Here is a 16,195-nt window from a genome sequence, read left to right on the forward strand (position 1 = left end):
CTATTTAGTGACGGCCAGCAGCGAACGCTTGCCGCCCTTGAAGGTGTACAGCGTGATGGTGCCGTCGCGGATATCGCCGCGCGCATCGAAGGCGATCGGTCCGGTAACACCCGTGTACTGGATGCTGGCCAGCACCGGCAGGTAGCGTGCCGGCGCCGCCGAACCGGCTTTTACCATGGCCTCGGCCATGGTCATCACCGCGTCGTAGGCATAGGGCGCGTTGATCTGCACGTCGATGCCGAACCGCTTCTTGTAATCGGCGCGGAAGGTATCCATCGCCGCCCTGGCCTGGCCCTGCACGCCGCCCGCCTCGGCGCACACGACCTGGCTGTCTGCCATGGTGCCGCCGGAGAGCTTGTGGATCTCGTCCGAGCAGATGCCGTCGCCGCCCATCATGCGCACGTTCATGCCAAGCTGCTTCATCTGGCGCAGCATCGGGCCGGCGGTCGCGCTCATGCCCCCGAAGAACACCAGGTCCGGTTTCGTGGCGCGAATGCGCGTGATGATGGCGCTGAAATCGGTCGCCTTGTCATTGGTGAACTCGCGTGCCACCACCGCGCCGCCCTGCTTATGCAGGCTGCGCGTGAATTCCGTTACCAGGCCCTGGCCGTAGGCAGTACGGTCGTCGACCACCGCCACGCGTTTTGCCTTCATGTTGCCGATGGCGTAGCGGCCCAGCGCCTGCCCCAGCTGCACGTCGTTGGCCACCACGCGAAAGGCCGTGTTGAAGCCCTGCTGGGTGTATCTCGGGCTGGTGCTGGACGGCGAAATCTGGGCAATGCCGGCCGCATGGTAGATCTTCGAGGCGGGAATCGTGGTGCCCGAGGTTTCATGCCCGACCATGCCGTGGATTTTGGCGTCGACCAGTTTCTGCGCCACGCTGGTGGCCTGCTTCGGGTCGCCCGCGTCGTCTTCTGCCAGCAGCTGGAAACGCACCTTCTTGCCGCCGATGCTGACACCCCTGGCATTGAGCGCCTCGATCGCCATGCGGGCGCCGTTCTCGGTATCCTTGCCAAAATACGCCACCGGGCCAGTTACCGCGGCCGCGTGGCCAATCTTGACCACGTCCTGGGCCAACGCCGGTTCTGCGGCGGCGACCGACAGCGCGGCCAGCAGGATTGCTTGCTTCTTCATTGATTCCTCGTTTGTCCATGGATCGGGGCGCACGGCCAAGGGGCCGGGCAACCCAAAAGGACATTCTACCGCTCCCGGCCGCGCCTTGCCGGACGGCCAGCGACGAGCCATCGGCGGCCGGGGCGTGCTAGGCCTTGAACGTCACGCTGGCCGCCAGGCCCCCGAGGCGGGTCGACTGGCCCAGCACCAGGCTTGCGCCATGCCGCTCGGCGATGGCCTTGATGATCGCCAGGCCCAGGCCGCTGCCGGCGGCCTCGCTGCCGGCCACGCGGTAGAAACGGTCGAACACGCGTTCGCGTTCTTCGGGCGGGATGCCGGGGCCGCTGTCCTCGACCGTGACCACGATTCTGCCCGGCTCGCTGCGCACCGACAGGTCGGCGCTGCCGCCGCTGGGGGTGTACTTGATCGCATTGTCCACCAGGTTGCGCAGCAGGATCTGCAGCGCGTCGGGCTGGCCTTCGACGCTGGCCGGGGCGGACGGCGACATGTCGAGCTCGACGCCGATGTCCACGCCCTTGGCCGCGGCCACGCCGGCCAGGTCGGCCACGGTGCGGCGCGCCAGGTCGGCCAGGTCGACCTGGCGGCACACCGCGCCGGTGGCGGCGGTCGCCTCCTGGCGCGCCAGCACCAGCAGCTGTTCGACCAGGCGGGTGGCGCGGTCGATGCCGGCGGTCAGGCGCGAGACCGCCAGCTTGCGCGCCTCCTGCGACTCGGCGCGGTCCAGGCTCTGGGCCTGCAGGCGCAAGGCGGCCAGCGGCGTGCGCAGCTCGTGCGCGGCGTCGGCCACGAAATTCTGCTGCGCGTCGAAGGCGGTGCGCACCCGACCGAACAGCAGGTTCAGTTCCTGCACCAGCGGCCGCACTTCGTCCGGCAGGCCGGCTTCGGACACGGGCGAGAGGTCGTCGGCCTGGCGCGAAGCGACCTGCTTGCGCACGCGCGCGACCGGGTCGAGCGAGCCGCTCACCACCCACCACACGACCAGCATCAGGATCGGCATCATCACCGCGATCGGCCCCAGCGTGCGCAAGGCCAGGTTGCCCGCCATGTTGCGGCGCACGGCCAGGTCTTGCGCCACCTGCACGGTCTGGTTCGCGGTCTGGATCGAGAACACGCGGTAGACGGTGTTGTTGGCCTTGACGTTGGAAAAGCCCAGCACCGCGCGCTGCGGCAGCTTGGCGCGCGAGACGCTGTGGAACATCTGCACCCCGTCGGGCGACCACATCTGCACCACCATGTCGTCGCTGCCGCTTTCGGCCTGGACGCGCGCCTTGGCTTCGGTGTTCGACAAGGGCGTGCTCGAGCGCAGCGACAGCGCCATCTGCTGCATGTGGTAGTCGAAGATCTGGTCGGCGTCGTGCAGCGCGGTGCGGTAGGCGATCGAAGCCTGCGCCAGCGCGGCGATCGTAATCGCTGCCAGCAGGTACCACAACAGTCGTCCGCGCAGCGAGTGGGTGACCCTTTTCGGGGTAAACCTCATGCCTTCGGAACCATGTAGCCGACGCCGCGCACGTTCTGGATCACGTCGCTGCCCAGCTTCTTGCGCAGGCCATGGATATAGACTTCGACCGCGTTGCTCGAGACTTCGTCGCGCCAGCTATACAGCTTTTCCTCGAGCTGGGCGCGCGAGAGCACGGCGCCCGGCCGCGCCACCAAGGATTCGAGCACGGCCCATTCGCGCGCCGACAGCGACACGGCAACGCCATCGACCATCACTTCGCGGGTGGCCGGATTGACCGTGAGGTTCTTGTATTCGAAGATGGGCTCGGCCCGGCCGGCGGCGCGGCGCAGCAGCGCGCGGATGCGCGCCAGCATTTCGTCGAGGTCGTAGGGCTTGAGAACGTAATCGTCGGCGCCGGCATCGAGCCCGGCGATGCGCTGCGCGACCGAATCGCGCGCGGTGGCAACCAGCACCGGCGTACGGTCCTTGCGCGCGCGCATGGTGCGCAGCACCTCGAGGCCATCCTTGCGCGGCAGTCCCAGGTCGAGCAGCACCAGGTCGTAATTCTGGTTCTGCAGCAGGGCCGTATCGGCCATTTCGCCGTCTTTCACCCAGTCGACGGCGTAGTGCTCGGCCCGTAACAGGTCGAGCACCACTTCGCCGATCATCGTATCGTCTTCTACCAGCAGTAGCCGCATGAATTCCCCGTTCTTTTGAAACACCTGGTCGAGGACGCGCTGCTCCTTAACCGATCCGCACCGGAATGAAGATTCTGTCATTGCCGCGCTGGATCAGCAAGGCCACCGACTTGGAGGCCTTGGCCACCACGTCGCGGACCTGGTCGAGCGTACTGACTGCCCGGCCGTTGACCGAAATAAGTACATCACCCGCTTCGACGCCGGCGATGGCCGCCGCGCCCGACGCATCTTCGATCACGAGGCCGGATGCGATACCGCTCTGGCGGCGCTCGATCGGCTCGAGCGGGCGCAGGGCCAGCCCCAGTTTCGCGCTGTTGTCGGGCGCTGCCGCCAGTTCTTCGCGCGGCGAGCGCTTCGATTTCTCGGCCGCGTCACCCAGCGTCGCATTGACCCGCACCAGCTTGCCTTCGCGCCAGATGTCGAGCGCCACGCTGTCGCCCGGACGCGCCAGTGCAATGATACTCGGCAAGTCGCCCGAGGAGACGATTTGCCTGCCATCGACGCTGCGGATCACGTCGCCCGACTTCAGGCCGGCGCGCTCGGCCGGACCACCGCGCTCGACCGTCGAAATCAAGGCGCCTTCGGGCGACTCGAGACGGAAGGAATCGGCAAACGCCTGGCCCACTTCCTGGACGCTCACGCCCAGCTTGGCATGCTGCACCTTGCCGGTGGCGATGATCTGTTCCTTGATCTTGACCGCGACATCGATCGGGATCGCGAACGACAGGCCCTGGTAGCCGCCGGTCTGGCTGTAGATCTGCGAGTTGATGCCGATGACTTCGCCGCGGGTGTTGAACAGCGGGCCGCCCGAGTTGCCGGGGTTGACCGCGACGTCGGTCTGGATGAAGGGCACCACGCCGTCCTGCAGCGAGCGCCCGGTGGCGCTGACCACGCCAGCGGTGACGGTGCTCTCCAGGCCATACGGCGAGCCGATCGCCAGTACCCACTCGCCCACCTGCAGCGAGCGTGAACGGCCAACCGGCACGGTCGGCAGGTTCTTGGCATCGATCTTGAGCACGGCCACGTCGGTACGCGAATCGGTGCCCAAGACCCTGGCGCGGAATTCGCGGCGGTCGTGCAGCTTGACGGTGACTTCGTCGGCACCTTGCACGACGTGGGCATTTGTCAGGATGACGCCGTCCGGGCTTACGATGAAGCCCGATCCGGCGCCGAAAACGGGTGCCGGCGCTCCACCGCCGCCGCCTTGGCGGGGGTCCTGGAACTGCCGGAAGAATTCGTAGAGCGGATGGTTCGGATCGATCCGCGGCACATTGCCGCGGTTCGCGGTCTTCATGCCGCCCATGACCCGGATGTTCACCACCGCCTTGCCATTGCTGGCGGCGATGCGGGTGAAATCGGGCAGGGTGACCGTGGCCGCCGGTGCGCCCGCTGCCACGGCGGGCGCGGGCTGCACGGCCGGCAAGGGCGCGGCGACAGCCGTCGGCGCGGCCTGGGCCAGCACGTTGTTGTGATTGACTGCAAGCGCACCGACCGCTCCGCCAACGATGCCCGCGGCGCACAGGGCCAGCGTCAGACCTTTGGCAGTGATGGCAGTTACGGTAGCTTCCTTACGCATATTTTGTGCTCCTGATGAAAATGGTTGATCGACGTTCGGTCTATCGATGGCGGTATCTTCCCAAAGCTGGCTTAGACCCTGCTTAAGTTGGCAGCCTGAACGCTTAGGAAGGTCTTAACGCAGCGTCAAAAAGGGCGCCCCGCGGGACGCCCTCTTTTACACGACTACCTGCAGCTTAGGCTGCGTCGCGCTGTTCCAGCGTTTGCACCCTGGAGACGGCGCCGCTGGCATCCGCGATGTTGATCTTGCGCGGCTTGAACGCTTCCGGCACTTCGCGCACCAGTTCGATGGTCAGCATGCCGTTGTCGAACGAGGCGGCGGTGACCTTGACGTGGTTCGCCAGCTGGAAACGCTGTTCGAAATCGCGCGCCGCGATGCCGCGGTGCAGGAAGGTACGCTGGGTCTCGTCCTTCTGCTTGCGGCCGGTGACGTGCAGGGTGTCGCGCTCGGTCACGATGTCCACTTCGTCGCGGGTAAAGCCGGCCAGCGCCATCACGATGCGGTATTCGTCTTCGCTCACCAGTTCGATGTTGTAGGGCGGGTAGCTTGGCTCGCCACGCTGCTCGAGCAGGTTGGCCAGGCGATCGAAACCGATGGCGGAACGGTACAGGGGAGTCAGGTCGAAAGTACGCATGATATCTATCCTTTTTCAGTTAAGCGATAAGTTGCCGGACCTCATCGTGAGCATCCGGTGACTCCAATCTAGTGCCATGCGATTCGGTTTCAAGCCATGGAAAATATGGTTTTTTAAATAATTTTGCAAATTTTATTTAGCATGGTGCCATCCATCTTTTTATCCCGATCGATTGCAATACCGTTGCCTGCGGCGCGCCCGCACCCATGCGCACGCAGCGCCCGGGTTTACGCTACCGTGGCGGCCCCATCCAAGATTCTGCATTCCATGTTCTCGATCGTCCTCAACATCATCGGCACGCTGCTGCACCTGTACGTCGCGGCGCGCCTGGCAACGCTTCCGGCCATCGGCAGCCGTATTGCGCCGCGCGCCTGGTGGAGCGGCGTGTTGTTCATCTGGCTGGTGTATATCGCCGGCGTACACATTGGCGACGAGGCACTCGACTGGCGCTGGTGGCCGGGGCAGTTCGCGCTGACCTGGCTGGGCATCGTGGTCGTGATGGCGCTGCCACTGCTGGCCGTCGACATCGTTACCGGCTTTGGTGCCTGGTGGCGCGCCGCCGTGCCGGCGCTGCGCGGTGGCGCGGCGCTGGCCGGCCTGCTGCTGGCGGCATTCGCCCTGTTCCAGGGCATGCGCGCGCCGGTCGTGGTCGAACACGAGGTGGTGCTGAGAAACCTGCCCGGGGCGCTCGACGGCACCGTCATCGTGGCGCTGAGCGACATCCACCTGGGCGCGCAGCGCCGCTCGCAATGGCTGGGACAGCGGGTACAGCAAATCAATGCCCTGCAACCGGCGGCAGTGCTGATGCTGGGCGACCTGGTCGAGAACGATCCGGTGCGCGACGCGCGGCTGGCCCCCACCCTGCGCGCGCTGGAAGCGCCGCTGGGCGTCTGGGCGGTGACGGGCAACCACGAATTCTATGGCGATGTGGATGCCACCGTGCGCGAGTTCCAGGAAGGCGGCGTGCGCTGGCTGCGCGACCGCCAGGTAGAGCTAGCCCCGGGCCTGATGCTGGCGGGGATCGACGATATCGGCGCTGCCATGCGCCGCGGCGACAAGCTCACCACCGGCCTGGCGCGCACGCTTGCTGTGCCGGCCGCGGCCGTGGCTGGCACAGGCACTGGCACCCGTGCCGCGACCATCCTGATGGCGCATATTCCGGCCACCGGGGTCGTCGACGCGGCCGGCGCCCTCGGGGTGGACCTGATGCTGTCGGGGCACACGCACGGCGGCCAGATCTGGCCCTTCAGCTATGCGGTGCAGCGCCGCTTTCCCAGGTTTGTCGGTGCCCACGACATCGGCGGCATGATCCTGTACGTCACGCGCGGCGCAGGCAGCTGGGGCCCGCGCATGCGTTTGTGGCAGCCGGGCGAGATCATCAAGCTGACCTTGCGCGCGCCATCCTGAGGCGGCGCGCCAGGGGTCAGTACTGCATCCTGGCGCCGCTGCATACCATCCGCTGCAGCCTTTCCTGCGACAGCGCCGGGCTGAAATAAAAGCCCTGCATCTGGTCGCAATCGTGCTCGCGCAAGAAGCTGAGCTGCTCGCGCGTCTCGACGCCTTCGGCGATGACCTTCATCTTGAGGTTGTGTCCGAGTGCGATGATGGCGCGCGTGATCACGGCATGCCCGTCGACCAGGCCGTTACCCAGGAAGGAGCGGTCGATCTTGATGAAATCGACCGGGAATTTCTGCAGGTGGCTCAGGCTGGAATAACCGGTGCCGAAGTCGTCGATGGACAGGCGCACGCCAAGCGCCTTGAGCTGGGCCAGCGCTTCCATGGCGTCGGCCGGCTGGTCCATCAGGTGGCTCTCGGTGACCTCGAGTTCGAGGCTGCCGGGATGGACGCCCTGGCGCGCCAGGGTGCGTGCCAGGCGCTCGGCAAAGTCGCGCTGGCGCAGCTGGCGTGCGGACAGGTTGACCGAGATGACGAAGTCGTCGATGCCGAGCGCGCCGAGTGTCTTGAGCGCGGCGCAGGCCTCGTCGATCACCCATTCGCCCATCGGGACGATCAGGCCGGTTTCCTCGGCCACCGGGATGAAGCGGTCGGGCAGGATCAGGCCCTGGGTCGGGTGCTGCCAGCGCACCAGCGCTTCGGCCCCGACCACCCTGCCGGACTTGATGTCCACCTTGGGCTGGTAGCCCAGCACCAGCTCGCGCTCGCGGATGGCGCGGCCCAGGCTCGCTTCGAGCATCAGGTGTTCGTGCACGATCTGGTTCAGGCGCTCGGAATAGAACTGGAAGTTGTTCTTGCCCAGCGTCTTGGCGTGGTACATCGCGGCATCGGCGGCGCGCATGACCTTTTCGGCGCTGTCGCCGTCGTCGGGAAACACGCTCACGCCAATGCTGGTTCCGGGGATGATGTGCTGCCGCTCCCAGGCGATCGGCGCGTTGACGCTGCGCCGCACCCGCTCGACCAGATCGGCGATGTCGTCCAGGCTGGCCTGGTTGGTAATGACCAGCACGAATTCGTCGCCGCCCACGCGCGCGACCGTGTCTTCGTCGCGCATGTTCTCGCGCAGCCGGCCAGCCACTTCGCGCAGCACATGGTCGCCCGCGTCGTGGCCGAAGTTGTCGTTGATGTGCTTGAAATTATCCAGGTCGAGGAAAGCCAGGGCGCCGCGCGCCGCGTTCCCGACCGCGAACTCGACCGCGGACTTGAGGCGCTCCTGCAGCAGCGTGCGATTGGCCAGCCCGGTGAGCGGATCGTGGTGAGCCATGTGGTGCAGGCGGCGTTCGTAGTGGCGCGCCTCGGTAATGTCGTTGATCACGCCGACGAAGTGGGTGACTTCGCCGTCGAGGTTTGCCACCGGGTCGATGCGCAGGTCGTTCCAGAAAATCTCGCCGTTCTTGCGCTGGTTGCGCAGCACTGCGCGCACGCTTTCCTTGCGCTCGAGCGCGGCGCTGATGCGCATGTGTTCGTGCTCGTCGCAATGCTCGATGCGCATGAAGCGCGGATCGAGGCCCTTGATCTCGGCCAGCTTGTAGCCGGTGATTTCCTCGAAGGCGGGGTTGACGTATTCGATGCGGTGCCCGCCCCCTTCGCAGTGGGTGATGACGATGGCATTGATGCTCGAATAGATGGCCCGTTCGCGCACCCGCAGTCCATGCTCGGCCTGCCTGCGGGCGGAGATGTCGAGGCCGGTGCCGACGATGCAGGGCAGATTACCCAGGTTGGTGCGGGCGCAATGAAACAGAAAGGCGGTGCGCTTGCCGTTCTTGCCGACCACCTCGGCTTCGTGCGAGGACCAGCCATCTTCGAAGGCCCGGAGTATCTTTTCCACGATCATGGGACGGTCGCGCTCGTCGAAGAAAGCCTGGACGTCGCTGGTAGGCATGTCCTGGCTTGCCATTTCGAGCGCTTCCTCGAGCTGGTGATTCCACAGCAGCAGGTGGCCACTGCGGTCGATCACGTAGAACACGCAGGGCAGGTCTTCGATCAGGTCGGCAACCGGGAGGTCCTGGATCAGCGCATAGCGTGGCGGAGCCTGGCCGGCACGGGGGATCACGATCACGCTGAAGGTGCCGCTCTGGCCGGGGCCGAACGACTGCTCGGCCACCAGCACGCGCACCGCCAGCCGGCGGCCGTCGGCGCATTTCAGGCAGGCCGCGGCCTCGATCTCGGCGCGCTGGGCGATCGATGGCGCCGGGCCGGGCGGGTCGTCGAATTCGATGATCGAATCGAGCGTGCCGCCATGGATGTCGGCGAGGCCATAGCCAGCAAGTTTCTCGCAAGCTTTGTTCCAGCTCGTTAGCTTGCCCGACGCATCGACCACGAACACTGCCAGGGGCATGGGTGAAAGATTCACGGTGTCGCCTTCTTGCGGCGCGGGCGCTTCCGCAGCGGAAGCGTCGGCCGGCAAAGCGATCATACCGCATGTCGTAAATACATGTTTTGCAGATCCTGCGGTGCGCGCCGCCCATGGCCCCGGCCGCTCACTTAGAATGCAGCATGGCCGCAGCGGCGGCCCAACCAGCCAGGGAAGCAAGATGGGAGCGGTGATCGATCCGGCGCAAGTGCAGTTCAGCGCGATCCGGGCGCAGGGGCCCGGCGGCCAGAACGTCAACAAGGTGTCGTGCGCGGTGCATGCGCGCTTCGATATCGCGGCCTCGTCGCTGCCGGACTACGTCAAGGCGCGCCTGCTGGAAATGCGCGACGGACGCATCACCCGCGACGGCGTACTGGTGCTCAAGGCGCAGGCGTCGCGCAGCCTCGAGCAGAACAAGGACGACGCCCTGCAGCGCCTGCAGGCGCTGGTCGACCAGGCCGCGCTGGTCGAGACCGTGCGCCGCCCTACCCGGCCGACGCGCGGCTCGCAGCGCCGCCGGCTCGACGGCAAGACGCGCAGCGGGCAGGTCAAGGCCTTGCGTGGCAAGGTGACCGAGTAAGGCCGGGCAGCGTACCAACAACACCATGTGCGAGACCGCGCCAGCTGGCCGAGTTGCCGGCTAGCCGAACAGCCCATGCAAATACCAGCGCGGCTCGGCATCGTCGCCGGCGCCGACCATGCGCTCGCGATAGATCCAGTACAGCGCATGATCTTGCCCCTCGGCGATGAAATAGTCGCGCGCCTGGGTGTCGCTCCACCAGCCGGCCTCGATGCGTTCCGGGGTCGAGGCGACCTTCAGCGGCGAGCCATAAAAGGGCCGGTGGTTGCGCATCAGCAGTGCGATCGGCTTGGCCAGCAGCCAGCTCGGGCGCGGCAGGCTGTGCACATCTGGCGGCAGCCGCGCCGCGCGCTCGGCGGCGCGCACCTTCTGCTGCACCGGCACCCATTCGTTGGCCACTTCGGGCCGGTAGTCGGCCTGCGGCAGCGCCTGCAAGACATTGTCGGCCCCCAGCCGCGCCACCAACAGTTCGAGCATGCGCATCCGGTCTTCTTCGCTGCCGCCTGGTTCGGGAAACAGCGACTCGGTAGGCGGCGCCATCGGCTGTAGCTGCTGCGCTTGGAGCACCAGCCCGATCACCGGCGCCGGCAGCTCCAGCTTGGCCAGCCGCTCGCGCAGCAGGCGCACCAGGTGCTCGTCGCGCCAGACCGGTTCGGCCAGGACGATCTCGAGCGGGGTCGGCGGCATGGCCACCCGGCCGCGCTCGTGCTCGATCAGCAGCGTGATGCGTTCCACCGCAAGCTGGTGCGCGCACAGCCAGCCGACCAGCTGCAGCACCAGGTGGTGCGCGCCGGCCAGCAGCAGGTCGGCCTGTTCGATGCGGTCGAACAGTTCCAGCCGGGCCCGGAAACTCTCGGGCGGCACGATCCATTCGAACAGCTCCGGTCCCATGCCGTAGGCTGCATCGAGGGTATCGAGCAGCGCACGGCCGCAGCGCCGCTGCAGGCCGGGCCGCGGCAGGCAGCGCAACTGGCCCAGCCGCTCGCAGCCGATGCCCTCGAACCAGGCCAGGTAAGACCGGGCCGGCGGCAACAAGGCCACCGGCAGGCGGTCGAGGCGGCGGCCGAGCGAGTCCATTTTTACCGTACGGCCGCCCTTGCCACCGCGGCGTGCCAGCAGCCAGGCCGCCCGCGCCGTCGGCGCGCAGCTGACCGAGGCGGTGAAGCCGAGCGTGCGCAGGCTGGCCCGGACCCGGGCGCACAGCGCGCGGATACCGCCGAACAGGCGCAGGCTGGCGCCGATGTCCATCAGCAGCGTCGCTTCGTCGTCTTGCGCGACCTGCGGCGTGTACTGCAGCATGGCCAGCGCGACCGCGTTCAGCGCCTCGGCTTCGCGCGCGGGACTGCGCTCGAGCAGGCGGGCCTCGGGCAGGAGCATGAGCACGCCTCCGCGCCGCATGCCGGGCTGGACGCCCGCCGCCCGCGCCGCCGGCGACAGCGCCAGCACACGTTCTTGCTCGAGGACGACGCTACCCGGGTCATTGCACCAGTTGGGGCTGAAGACTTCGAGCGCCAACTGGGGCAGGGACAGGCCGATCCACAAACGCATGTCGTTGCAGTAAGGAAGGAGTAAGGGGCAGGAACAGCGGCGCGTCGCGCTGCGGTCCCCGGCGTTTGACGAAGCCGATGTTCATGCCGCCGGCCGCCGGGCGCAGCGCCAGGCGCAAGGGCGCGGGCGAAGCGTCTTGCGCCGCGGCCAGCGGGCGGAGCATAAAAAACAGGGTTTCGCCGCTTTGCGCCGCCATGTGCAGGCGGCGCAGGCTTTCGCCGCGTGCGTGGCCGGCCCAGAACAGCAGCGCGCCGCAACTGCCGCTGCGTAGCACCTGTTCGGCCGCCCACAGCGCGTCGGCGCCCCGGTTACTGCGCAGCCACAGCAGTTGCGACGGCGGCAGGCCGAGCGCGGCCAGCGCCAGGGCTTGCGGTGCATGGGGCGGTTGCAGCAGGACGATGCGGCGCTCGGCGCAGGCTTGCAGGGCCGGACGCAGCAGGCGCATTTCGCCAATGCCGGGCTGCTGTTGCAATAGTTCGACCAGCATGCCGACCGGCCAGCCGCCGCCAGGCAGCTGGGAAGAAAGTGCCGCGTGTCCGGTGTCGACACAGCGCGTGCCAGCCTGCGCCAGTTGCGATGCGCGCCACAGCGAAGGATGCAAGGCCTCTGGCGCAATCGGGACGGATGAGCCCGGGATAGGTGAGCAGTTCATGATGTTCTAGCAAAAATACTGTATAAACGTACAGTACTCTGGTGGTGCGGATTTGGCAAGCCGTATTCATGTTCACCACACCAATCCCGGCATCGGTATTGACATGGATTCAAGCCGCAGTCGCGCTTGGCGCGGCCGCGAAACATGAAATAATGGGGCTTCTTCTCTGTGCATCCAGATAATGAACATCCCATTTTCCGCACCCCACGGAGCCCTCCCGTGACCACGCTCGAGCTCGTCGGCGCCGTGCTGTTCGCGATCGCCCTAATCCATACCTTTTCCACCAAGTTGTTTCACTCGCTGGCGCGGCGCCACCCGCGCCATGCCGGCCTGTTCCACCTGCTGGGCGAAGTCGAGGTGGTATTCGGCTTCTGGGCCTTCGTGCTGATACTGGCCATGGCCCTGGTTGCCGGTGGCGAAGCCGCCATTAACTATGCCCAAACGCGCCACTACACCGAGCCGCTGTTCGTCTTCGTGGTGATGGTGATCGCCGCATCCAGGCCGGTACTCGATGCCGTGCGCGACCTGCTGGCCTTCCTGGCCCGGCTGGCGCCGGTGCGTGCCGAAGTGGCGCTGTGCTGGCTTGGCCTGGCGCTGGTGCCCCTGGGCGGCTCCCTGATCACGGAACCGGCCGCGATGACCCTGGCCGCCCTCATGCTGGCGCCGCAGGCGTTTCGCCCTGGTATTCCCAACACACTCAAGTACGGCGCGCTCGGGGTCCTGTTCGTGAACATCTCGATCGGCGGCACGCTCACTTCGTATGCGGCGCCGCCGGTGCTGATGGTGGCATCGGCCTGGGGCTGGGACAGCGCCTTCATGGCCAGCACCTTCGGCTGGCGCGCCGCACTGGCGGTGCTCATCAACGCAACCGTCATGACCATGCTGCTGCGCCCTCACCTGACGCCGCACGATACCGTCGCCGACGTGCAGATGCCCGTGCTGGTCTCCTTGGTCCACCTGTCGCTGCTCGCGGGCGTCGTGCTACTGGCGCACTATCCGGTGCTGTTCATCGGCCTGTTCCTGCTGTTTCTCGGCTATACCCAGGCCTACCCCAAGCACCAGTCGCCGCTGATCCTGAAAGAAGGCCTGCTGGTGGGATTTTTCTTGGCCGGACTAGTGGTCCTGGGCGGCATGCAGCAGTGGTGGCTGCAACCGCTGGTCTCGAGCCTGGAGCCGACCGCCCTGTTCTTTGGCGCGCTGGCCCTGACGGCAATCACCGATAATGCAGCCCTGACCTATCTCGGCTCGCTGATCGACGGGCTGTCCGACCACGCGAAATACATGCTGGTGGCCGGCGCGGTGGGTGGCGGTGGACTGACCATCATTGCCAATGCGCCCAACCCGGCCGGCGCCGCCCTGCTGCGCGACGGCTTTCGCGACGGCTCGATCGGCATGGGCGGCCTGTTCCTGGGAGCGCTGGCCCCGACCTGCGTGGCGGCGGCCATGTTCCTGATCTAGCCCGACGGAGGACAACATGGACGACGACATCCTGCTCGCCAAGGCCGGCATCATCGAACGCTGCTGCCGGCGCGCGCGCGACGAATACGACAAGGACCCAGCCACCTTCGCCGACGACCCGACGCGCCAGGATGCCGCCACGCTCAACGTGATCCGCGCCTGGGAAGCCGCCATTGAGATGGGCGACTACGTGATCGGCAACGCCGGTCTCGGCCAGCCGCGCGACGAGCGCGACGTCATTACCCTATTGGCCGAACACGGCTGGATCGAGGCCGCGCTGGCCGAAAACCTCAAGCGCAGCGGCGAATTCTGCCGCGCCGAATGGGATTACCAGGCCGCGCCACTACCGGCGCTGGTCACCATCATCAAGCGCGGGCTGGACGATTTCACCGGCTATGCGCAGGCATTGGTAGCGGGCGCCGCCACGGTGTAGCTGCCGGCAAGGGAAGTGAGCGTGTTCAGGACTGGGGCTCGTGCACATCATCCACCTCGGCATCTTCGGCCGCGATCTTTTCCTCGGCCAGGGCGTGGTCTTGCGCGTCCGCCGCCAAGCCTTCCTGTTCGGCGCCACGCGCCGCGTCGTAGGTCAGTTCGACCAGCATCGGAAAATGATCAGAACCGAAAGCCGGCAGCCGCTTGATGAAGGACAGCGTGAAGTGCTCGCTGTGGAACAGGTGGTCGAGCGGCCAGCGCGCAAACCAGTATTCGGCATGGAAGGTATTGAACATGCCGCGCCCGATGCGCGGGTCGAGCAGGCCGCTGATCTTGCGGAACAGCCGCGTGGTGGTCGACCACGCCACGTCGTTGAGGTCGCCCGCGACAATCACCGGGGTGTCGAGCCCGGCTTCGCCCACGCTCTTGGCCACCACCAGCAGTTCGGCGTCGCGCTGGGTGGATTCCTCGTGCTCGGTCGGGCTGGGCGGCGTCGGATGCAAGAAGTGCATCCGCACTTTTTTTCCAGTTGGCAAAATTACCAGCGTGTGGATCGACGGAATGTCGTCCTCGACCAGGAATTGCAGGGCGCTGTCTTCCAGCGGCAGGCGCGAATACACGTGCATCCCGTATAAATTCTCGAGCGGGCATTTAATGGTATGCGGATAGTCTTTTTCCAGCACATCCAGCTTTTCCTGCCACCATGTGTTGGTTTCGAGAGTCACGAAGATATCGGGCTGGTGTTCGCGAATCATCGCAATCAAGCCATCGGCGTTGCGGTTCGGCATCAGGACATTCGAGGTCAGGATCCGGAACTGGCGCTGCGTCTCGGCCCTGACTGCCGCCTTGACCTCACGCGGGAAGGCTTTGGTGTAGGGAATGATCCACCAGGCCTGGTAGACCAGGCAGGCCAGGTTGGCCACCAGCATCAGGTGGTGCATCGGATCTTTCCAGCCGAAAAAGACGAGCTGCCCCACCAGTAAGGCAAACGACAGGATCGCCAGCTGCAGGCGCGGAAAATCCCAGTCGCGCACCCACCACACCGGACTGCGTAGCAACGGCAGCAGCGTTGCCAGGACGATCACGGCAACCAGGGTCGCGAAAATAGGTAGCAGCATGGCAGTCTCGAGGGCAGTTGATCAATTCATCGCACAATGCAATGGCATGAGTATGCCCACTCCAGGCCCGGCAGTCTGTGCGCTAGCGTGCAAAACGCCGACGATAATCAATTACCAAGGCGCTGTCACCGTTGGCTATGGATGACTCCGAATGCGATGCGCAGCAAGTGCTCGACGGAAGTGACCCGCCCGCCATCGAGTGCCCAATGCCAGCCCAGGTAGTTGGGCAGCCAACGCGAGGCAACCCCGTGGAACCGCGCCAGCCATTGGCGCAAGCGCCGGTGGTAGGCGTTCACGTTTTGGACATGGATCGCACCCCACTCACTGAACCGAACCCGCTCGCCGGAGCGCAGGTTGACCGCCTGGTGGGCGATGCCCTGCTGGCGGGCAAACGCACGGTAGGCGGCATGCGAATCGGTGACCAGGAGCGCTTGTGGGGCCAGTTTCGGCAACAGGTGCCGCACCAGTTGGGCTACCTTCAGCGCTCCGCGTCCGGTAACGGCGTCGATGGTCTGTCCACTGCGGTCGCGCGCGATCAGGATGCAGTCGAGGTGACGCGAAATGCCAGGCAGACTGGCCCGGCCGCCTCGCTTGCGCGGCGGACGCTCGAGTGTGCGCGATCCTTTTTGCGATTCCAGCAAAAACATTTCGTCGGCCTCGACGATGCCGCCGAGCTGCGCTGGACGGTCATGCTTGACCCGGTCCAGGAAGCGATGGCGCCAGCGAAATGCCGTATTGCGATGGACGCCGACGCGCTTGGCGGCGTCGCGCACCGGGCGAGAATCGAGCAGGGCGCCGAGGTAGTCGAGCCACTTGCCGCGCAGTCTGAGCCGCGCCAGCGGCGTGCCGGACAGGTCGTTAAATGTGCGCCGGCACCGGCAGCAGCGAAAACGTTGCAGGTCGTTGGCCTGCCCGTGCCGGTGGTAGCGCTGACAGCTGCACTGCGGACAGCGCCGCCCTGTCGAGCGTATCTGCCCAATCAGGGCGATCACCCGGTCGAGGCCGGCTGCTGGGTGCAGGGCATCGAGCATCTGCAGCCGCTGGGCCTGGTTAAGCATGGGAAGCTGCGAAAACAGCTTGGCAAACCTGGGCGTTTTCACAGATGACTCCTATCGAGAT

14 protein-coding genes are annotated in these 16,195 nt (G+C 66.2%); 4 read left to right on the forward strand and 10 right to left on the reverse strand.

Annotation, left to right across the window (positions count from 1 at the left end):
- The 5 genes from NRS07_RS14815 to NRS07_RS14835 form a co-directional block, all read right to left on the reverse strand.
- Nucleotides 1-1,134, reverse strand: coding sequence for a branched-chain amino acid ABC transporter substrate-binding protein (locus NRS07_RS14815; protein ID WP_259208243.1), 1,134 nt, complete (start codon nucleotides 1,132-1,134; stop codon nucleotides 1-3).
- A 127-nt stretch (nucleotides 1,135-1,261) separates the two neighbouring features.
- Nucleotides 1,262-2,611, reverse strand: coding sequence for an ATP-binding protein (locus tag NRS07_RS14820; RefSeq protein WP_259208244.1), 1,350 nt, complete (start codon nucleotides 2,609-2,611; stop codon nucleotides 1,262-1,264).
- A complete protein-coding gene (locus tag NRS07_RS14825) occupies nucleotides 2,608-3,270 on the reverse strand; it encodes a response regulator transcription factor (protein WP_259208245.1) in 663 nt (220 codons plus the stop codon). Before NRS07_RS14825 ends, NRS07_RS14820 begins: the two co-directional genes overlap by 4 nt.
- 46 nt (nucleotides 3,271-3,316) lie before the next feature.
- The gene (locus tag NRS07_RS14830; RefSeq protein ID WP_259208246.1) at nucleotides 3,317-4,846 is read right to left on the reverse strand and encodes a Do family serine endopeptidase; all 1,530 of its coding nucleotides are present in this window, start codon (nucleotides 4,844-4,846) and stop codon (nucleotides 3,317-3,319) included.
- Nucleotides 4,847-5,021: 175 nt separating this feature from the next.
- Nucleotides 5,022-5,480 carry an Hsp20 family protein gene (locus tag NRS07_RS14835; RefSeq protein ID WP_259208249.1) on the reverse strand — a complete coding sequence of 153 codons (459 nt, stop codon included), beginning with the start codon at nucleotides 5,478-5,480 and terminating at the stop codon, nucleotides 5,022-5,024.
- Nucleotides 5,481-5,747: 267 nt separating this feature from the next.
- Between NRS07_RS14835 and NRS07_RS14840 the strand changes: the two genes are divergently transcribed.
- On the forward strand, nucleotides 5,748-6,887 hold the full coding sequence (locus NRS07_RS14840) for a metallophosphoesterase (RefSeq protein WP_259208252.1): 1,140 nt from the start codon (nucleotides 5,748-5,750) through the stop codon (nucleotides 6,885-6,887).
- Between the two features lie 16 nt (nucleotides 6,888-6,903).
- Here the strand turns inward: NRS07_RS14840 and NRS07_RS14845 are convergent, their stop codons facing one another.
- On the reverse strand, nucleotides 6,904-9,351 hold the full coding sequence (locus NRS07_RS14845) for an EAL domain-containing protein (RefSeq protein ID WP_259208255.1): 2,448 nt from the start codon (nucleotides 9,349-9,351) through the stop codon (nucleotides 6,904-6,906).
- 118 nt (nucleotides 9,352-9,469) lie between these two features.
- Here NRS07_RS14845 and arfB point away from each other — a divergent pair, with 118 nt between their 5' ends.
- On the forward strand, nucleotides 9,470-9,868 hold the full coding sequence (arfB, locus tag NRS07_RS14850; RefSeq protein WP_259208257.1) for an alternative ribosome rescue aminoacyl-tRNA hydrolase ArfB: 399 nt from the start codon (nucleotides 9,470-9,472) through the stop codon (nucleotides 9,866-9,868).
- Nucleotides 9,869-9,928: 60 nt separating this feature from the next.
- On the opposite strand, the gene NRS07_RS14855 is transcribed toward arfB, so the two are convergent.
- Nucleotides 9,929-11,416 (reverse strand): DNA polymerase Y family protein, encoded by a 1,488-nt coding sequence (locus NRS07_RS14855; protein WP_259208260.1) that lies wholly within the window; start codon nucleotides 11,414-11,416, stop codon nucleotides 9,929-9,931.
- Nucleotides 11,346-12,068, reverse strand: coding sequence for a translesion DNA synthesis-associated protein ImuA (gene imuA / locus NRS07_RS14860; RefSeq protein WP_259208262.1), 723 nt, complete (start codon nucleotides 12,066-12,068; stop codon nucleotides 11,346-11,348). The genes NRS07_RS14855 and imuA overlap by 71 nt, the downstream gene beginning before the upstream one ends.
- Nucleotides 12,069-12,287: 219 nt before the next feature.
- Here imuA and NRS07_RS14865 point away from each other — a divergent pair, with 219 nt between their 5' ends.
- Both NRS07_RS14865 and NRS07_RS14870 read left to right on the forward strand, forming a co-directional pair.
- Nucleotides 12,288-13,526: a putative Na+/H+ antiporter gene (locus tag NRS07_RS14865; protein ID WP_259208265.1), complete on the forward strand. Its 1,239-nt coding sequence runs from the start codon at nucleotides 12,288-12,290 to the stop codon at nucleotides 13,524-13,526.
- Nucleotides 13,527-13,542: 16 nt separating this feature from the next.
- Entirely contained in the window at nucleotides 13,543-13,959 is a 417-nt protein-coding gene (locus NRS07_RS14870; protein ID WP_259208267.1) for a DUF86 domain-containing protein, read from the forward strand.
- Nucleotides 13,960-13,984: 25 nt separating this feature from the next.
- Here NRS07_RS14870 and NRS07_RS14875 read toward each other — a convergent pair whose 3' ends face one another.
- Both NRS07_RS14875 and NRS07_RS14880 read right to left on the reverse strand, forming a co-directional pair.
- Complete coding sequence (locus NRS07_RS14875) at nucleotides 13,985-15,076, reverse strand: endonuclease/exonuclease/phosphatase family protein (RefSeq protein ID WP_259208269.1); 1,092 nt, start codon at nucleotides 15,074-15,076, stop codon at nucleotides 13,985-13,987.
- Nucleotides 15,077-15,201: 125 nt separating this feature from the next.
- Nucleotides 15,202-16,134, reverse strand: coding sequence for an IS1595 family transposase (locus tag NRS07_RS14880; protein WP_259213264.1), 933 nt, complete (start codon nucleotides 16,132-16,134; stop codon nucleotides 15,202-15,204).
- Nucleotides 16,135-16,195 lie beyond the last annotated feature (61 nt).

The sequence above is a fragment of the Massilia sp. H6 genome (assembly GCF_024802625.1).
GTDB lineage: Bacteria > Pseudomonadota > Gammaproteobacteria > Burkholderiales > Burkholderiaceae_D > Telluria.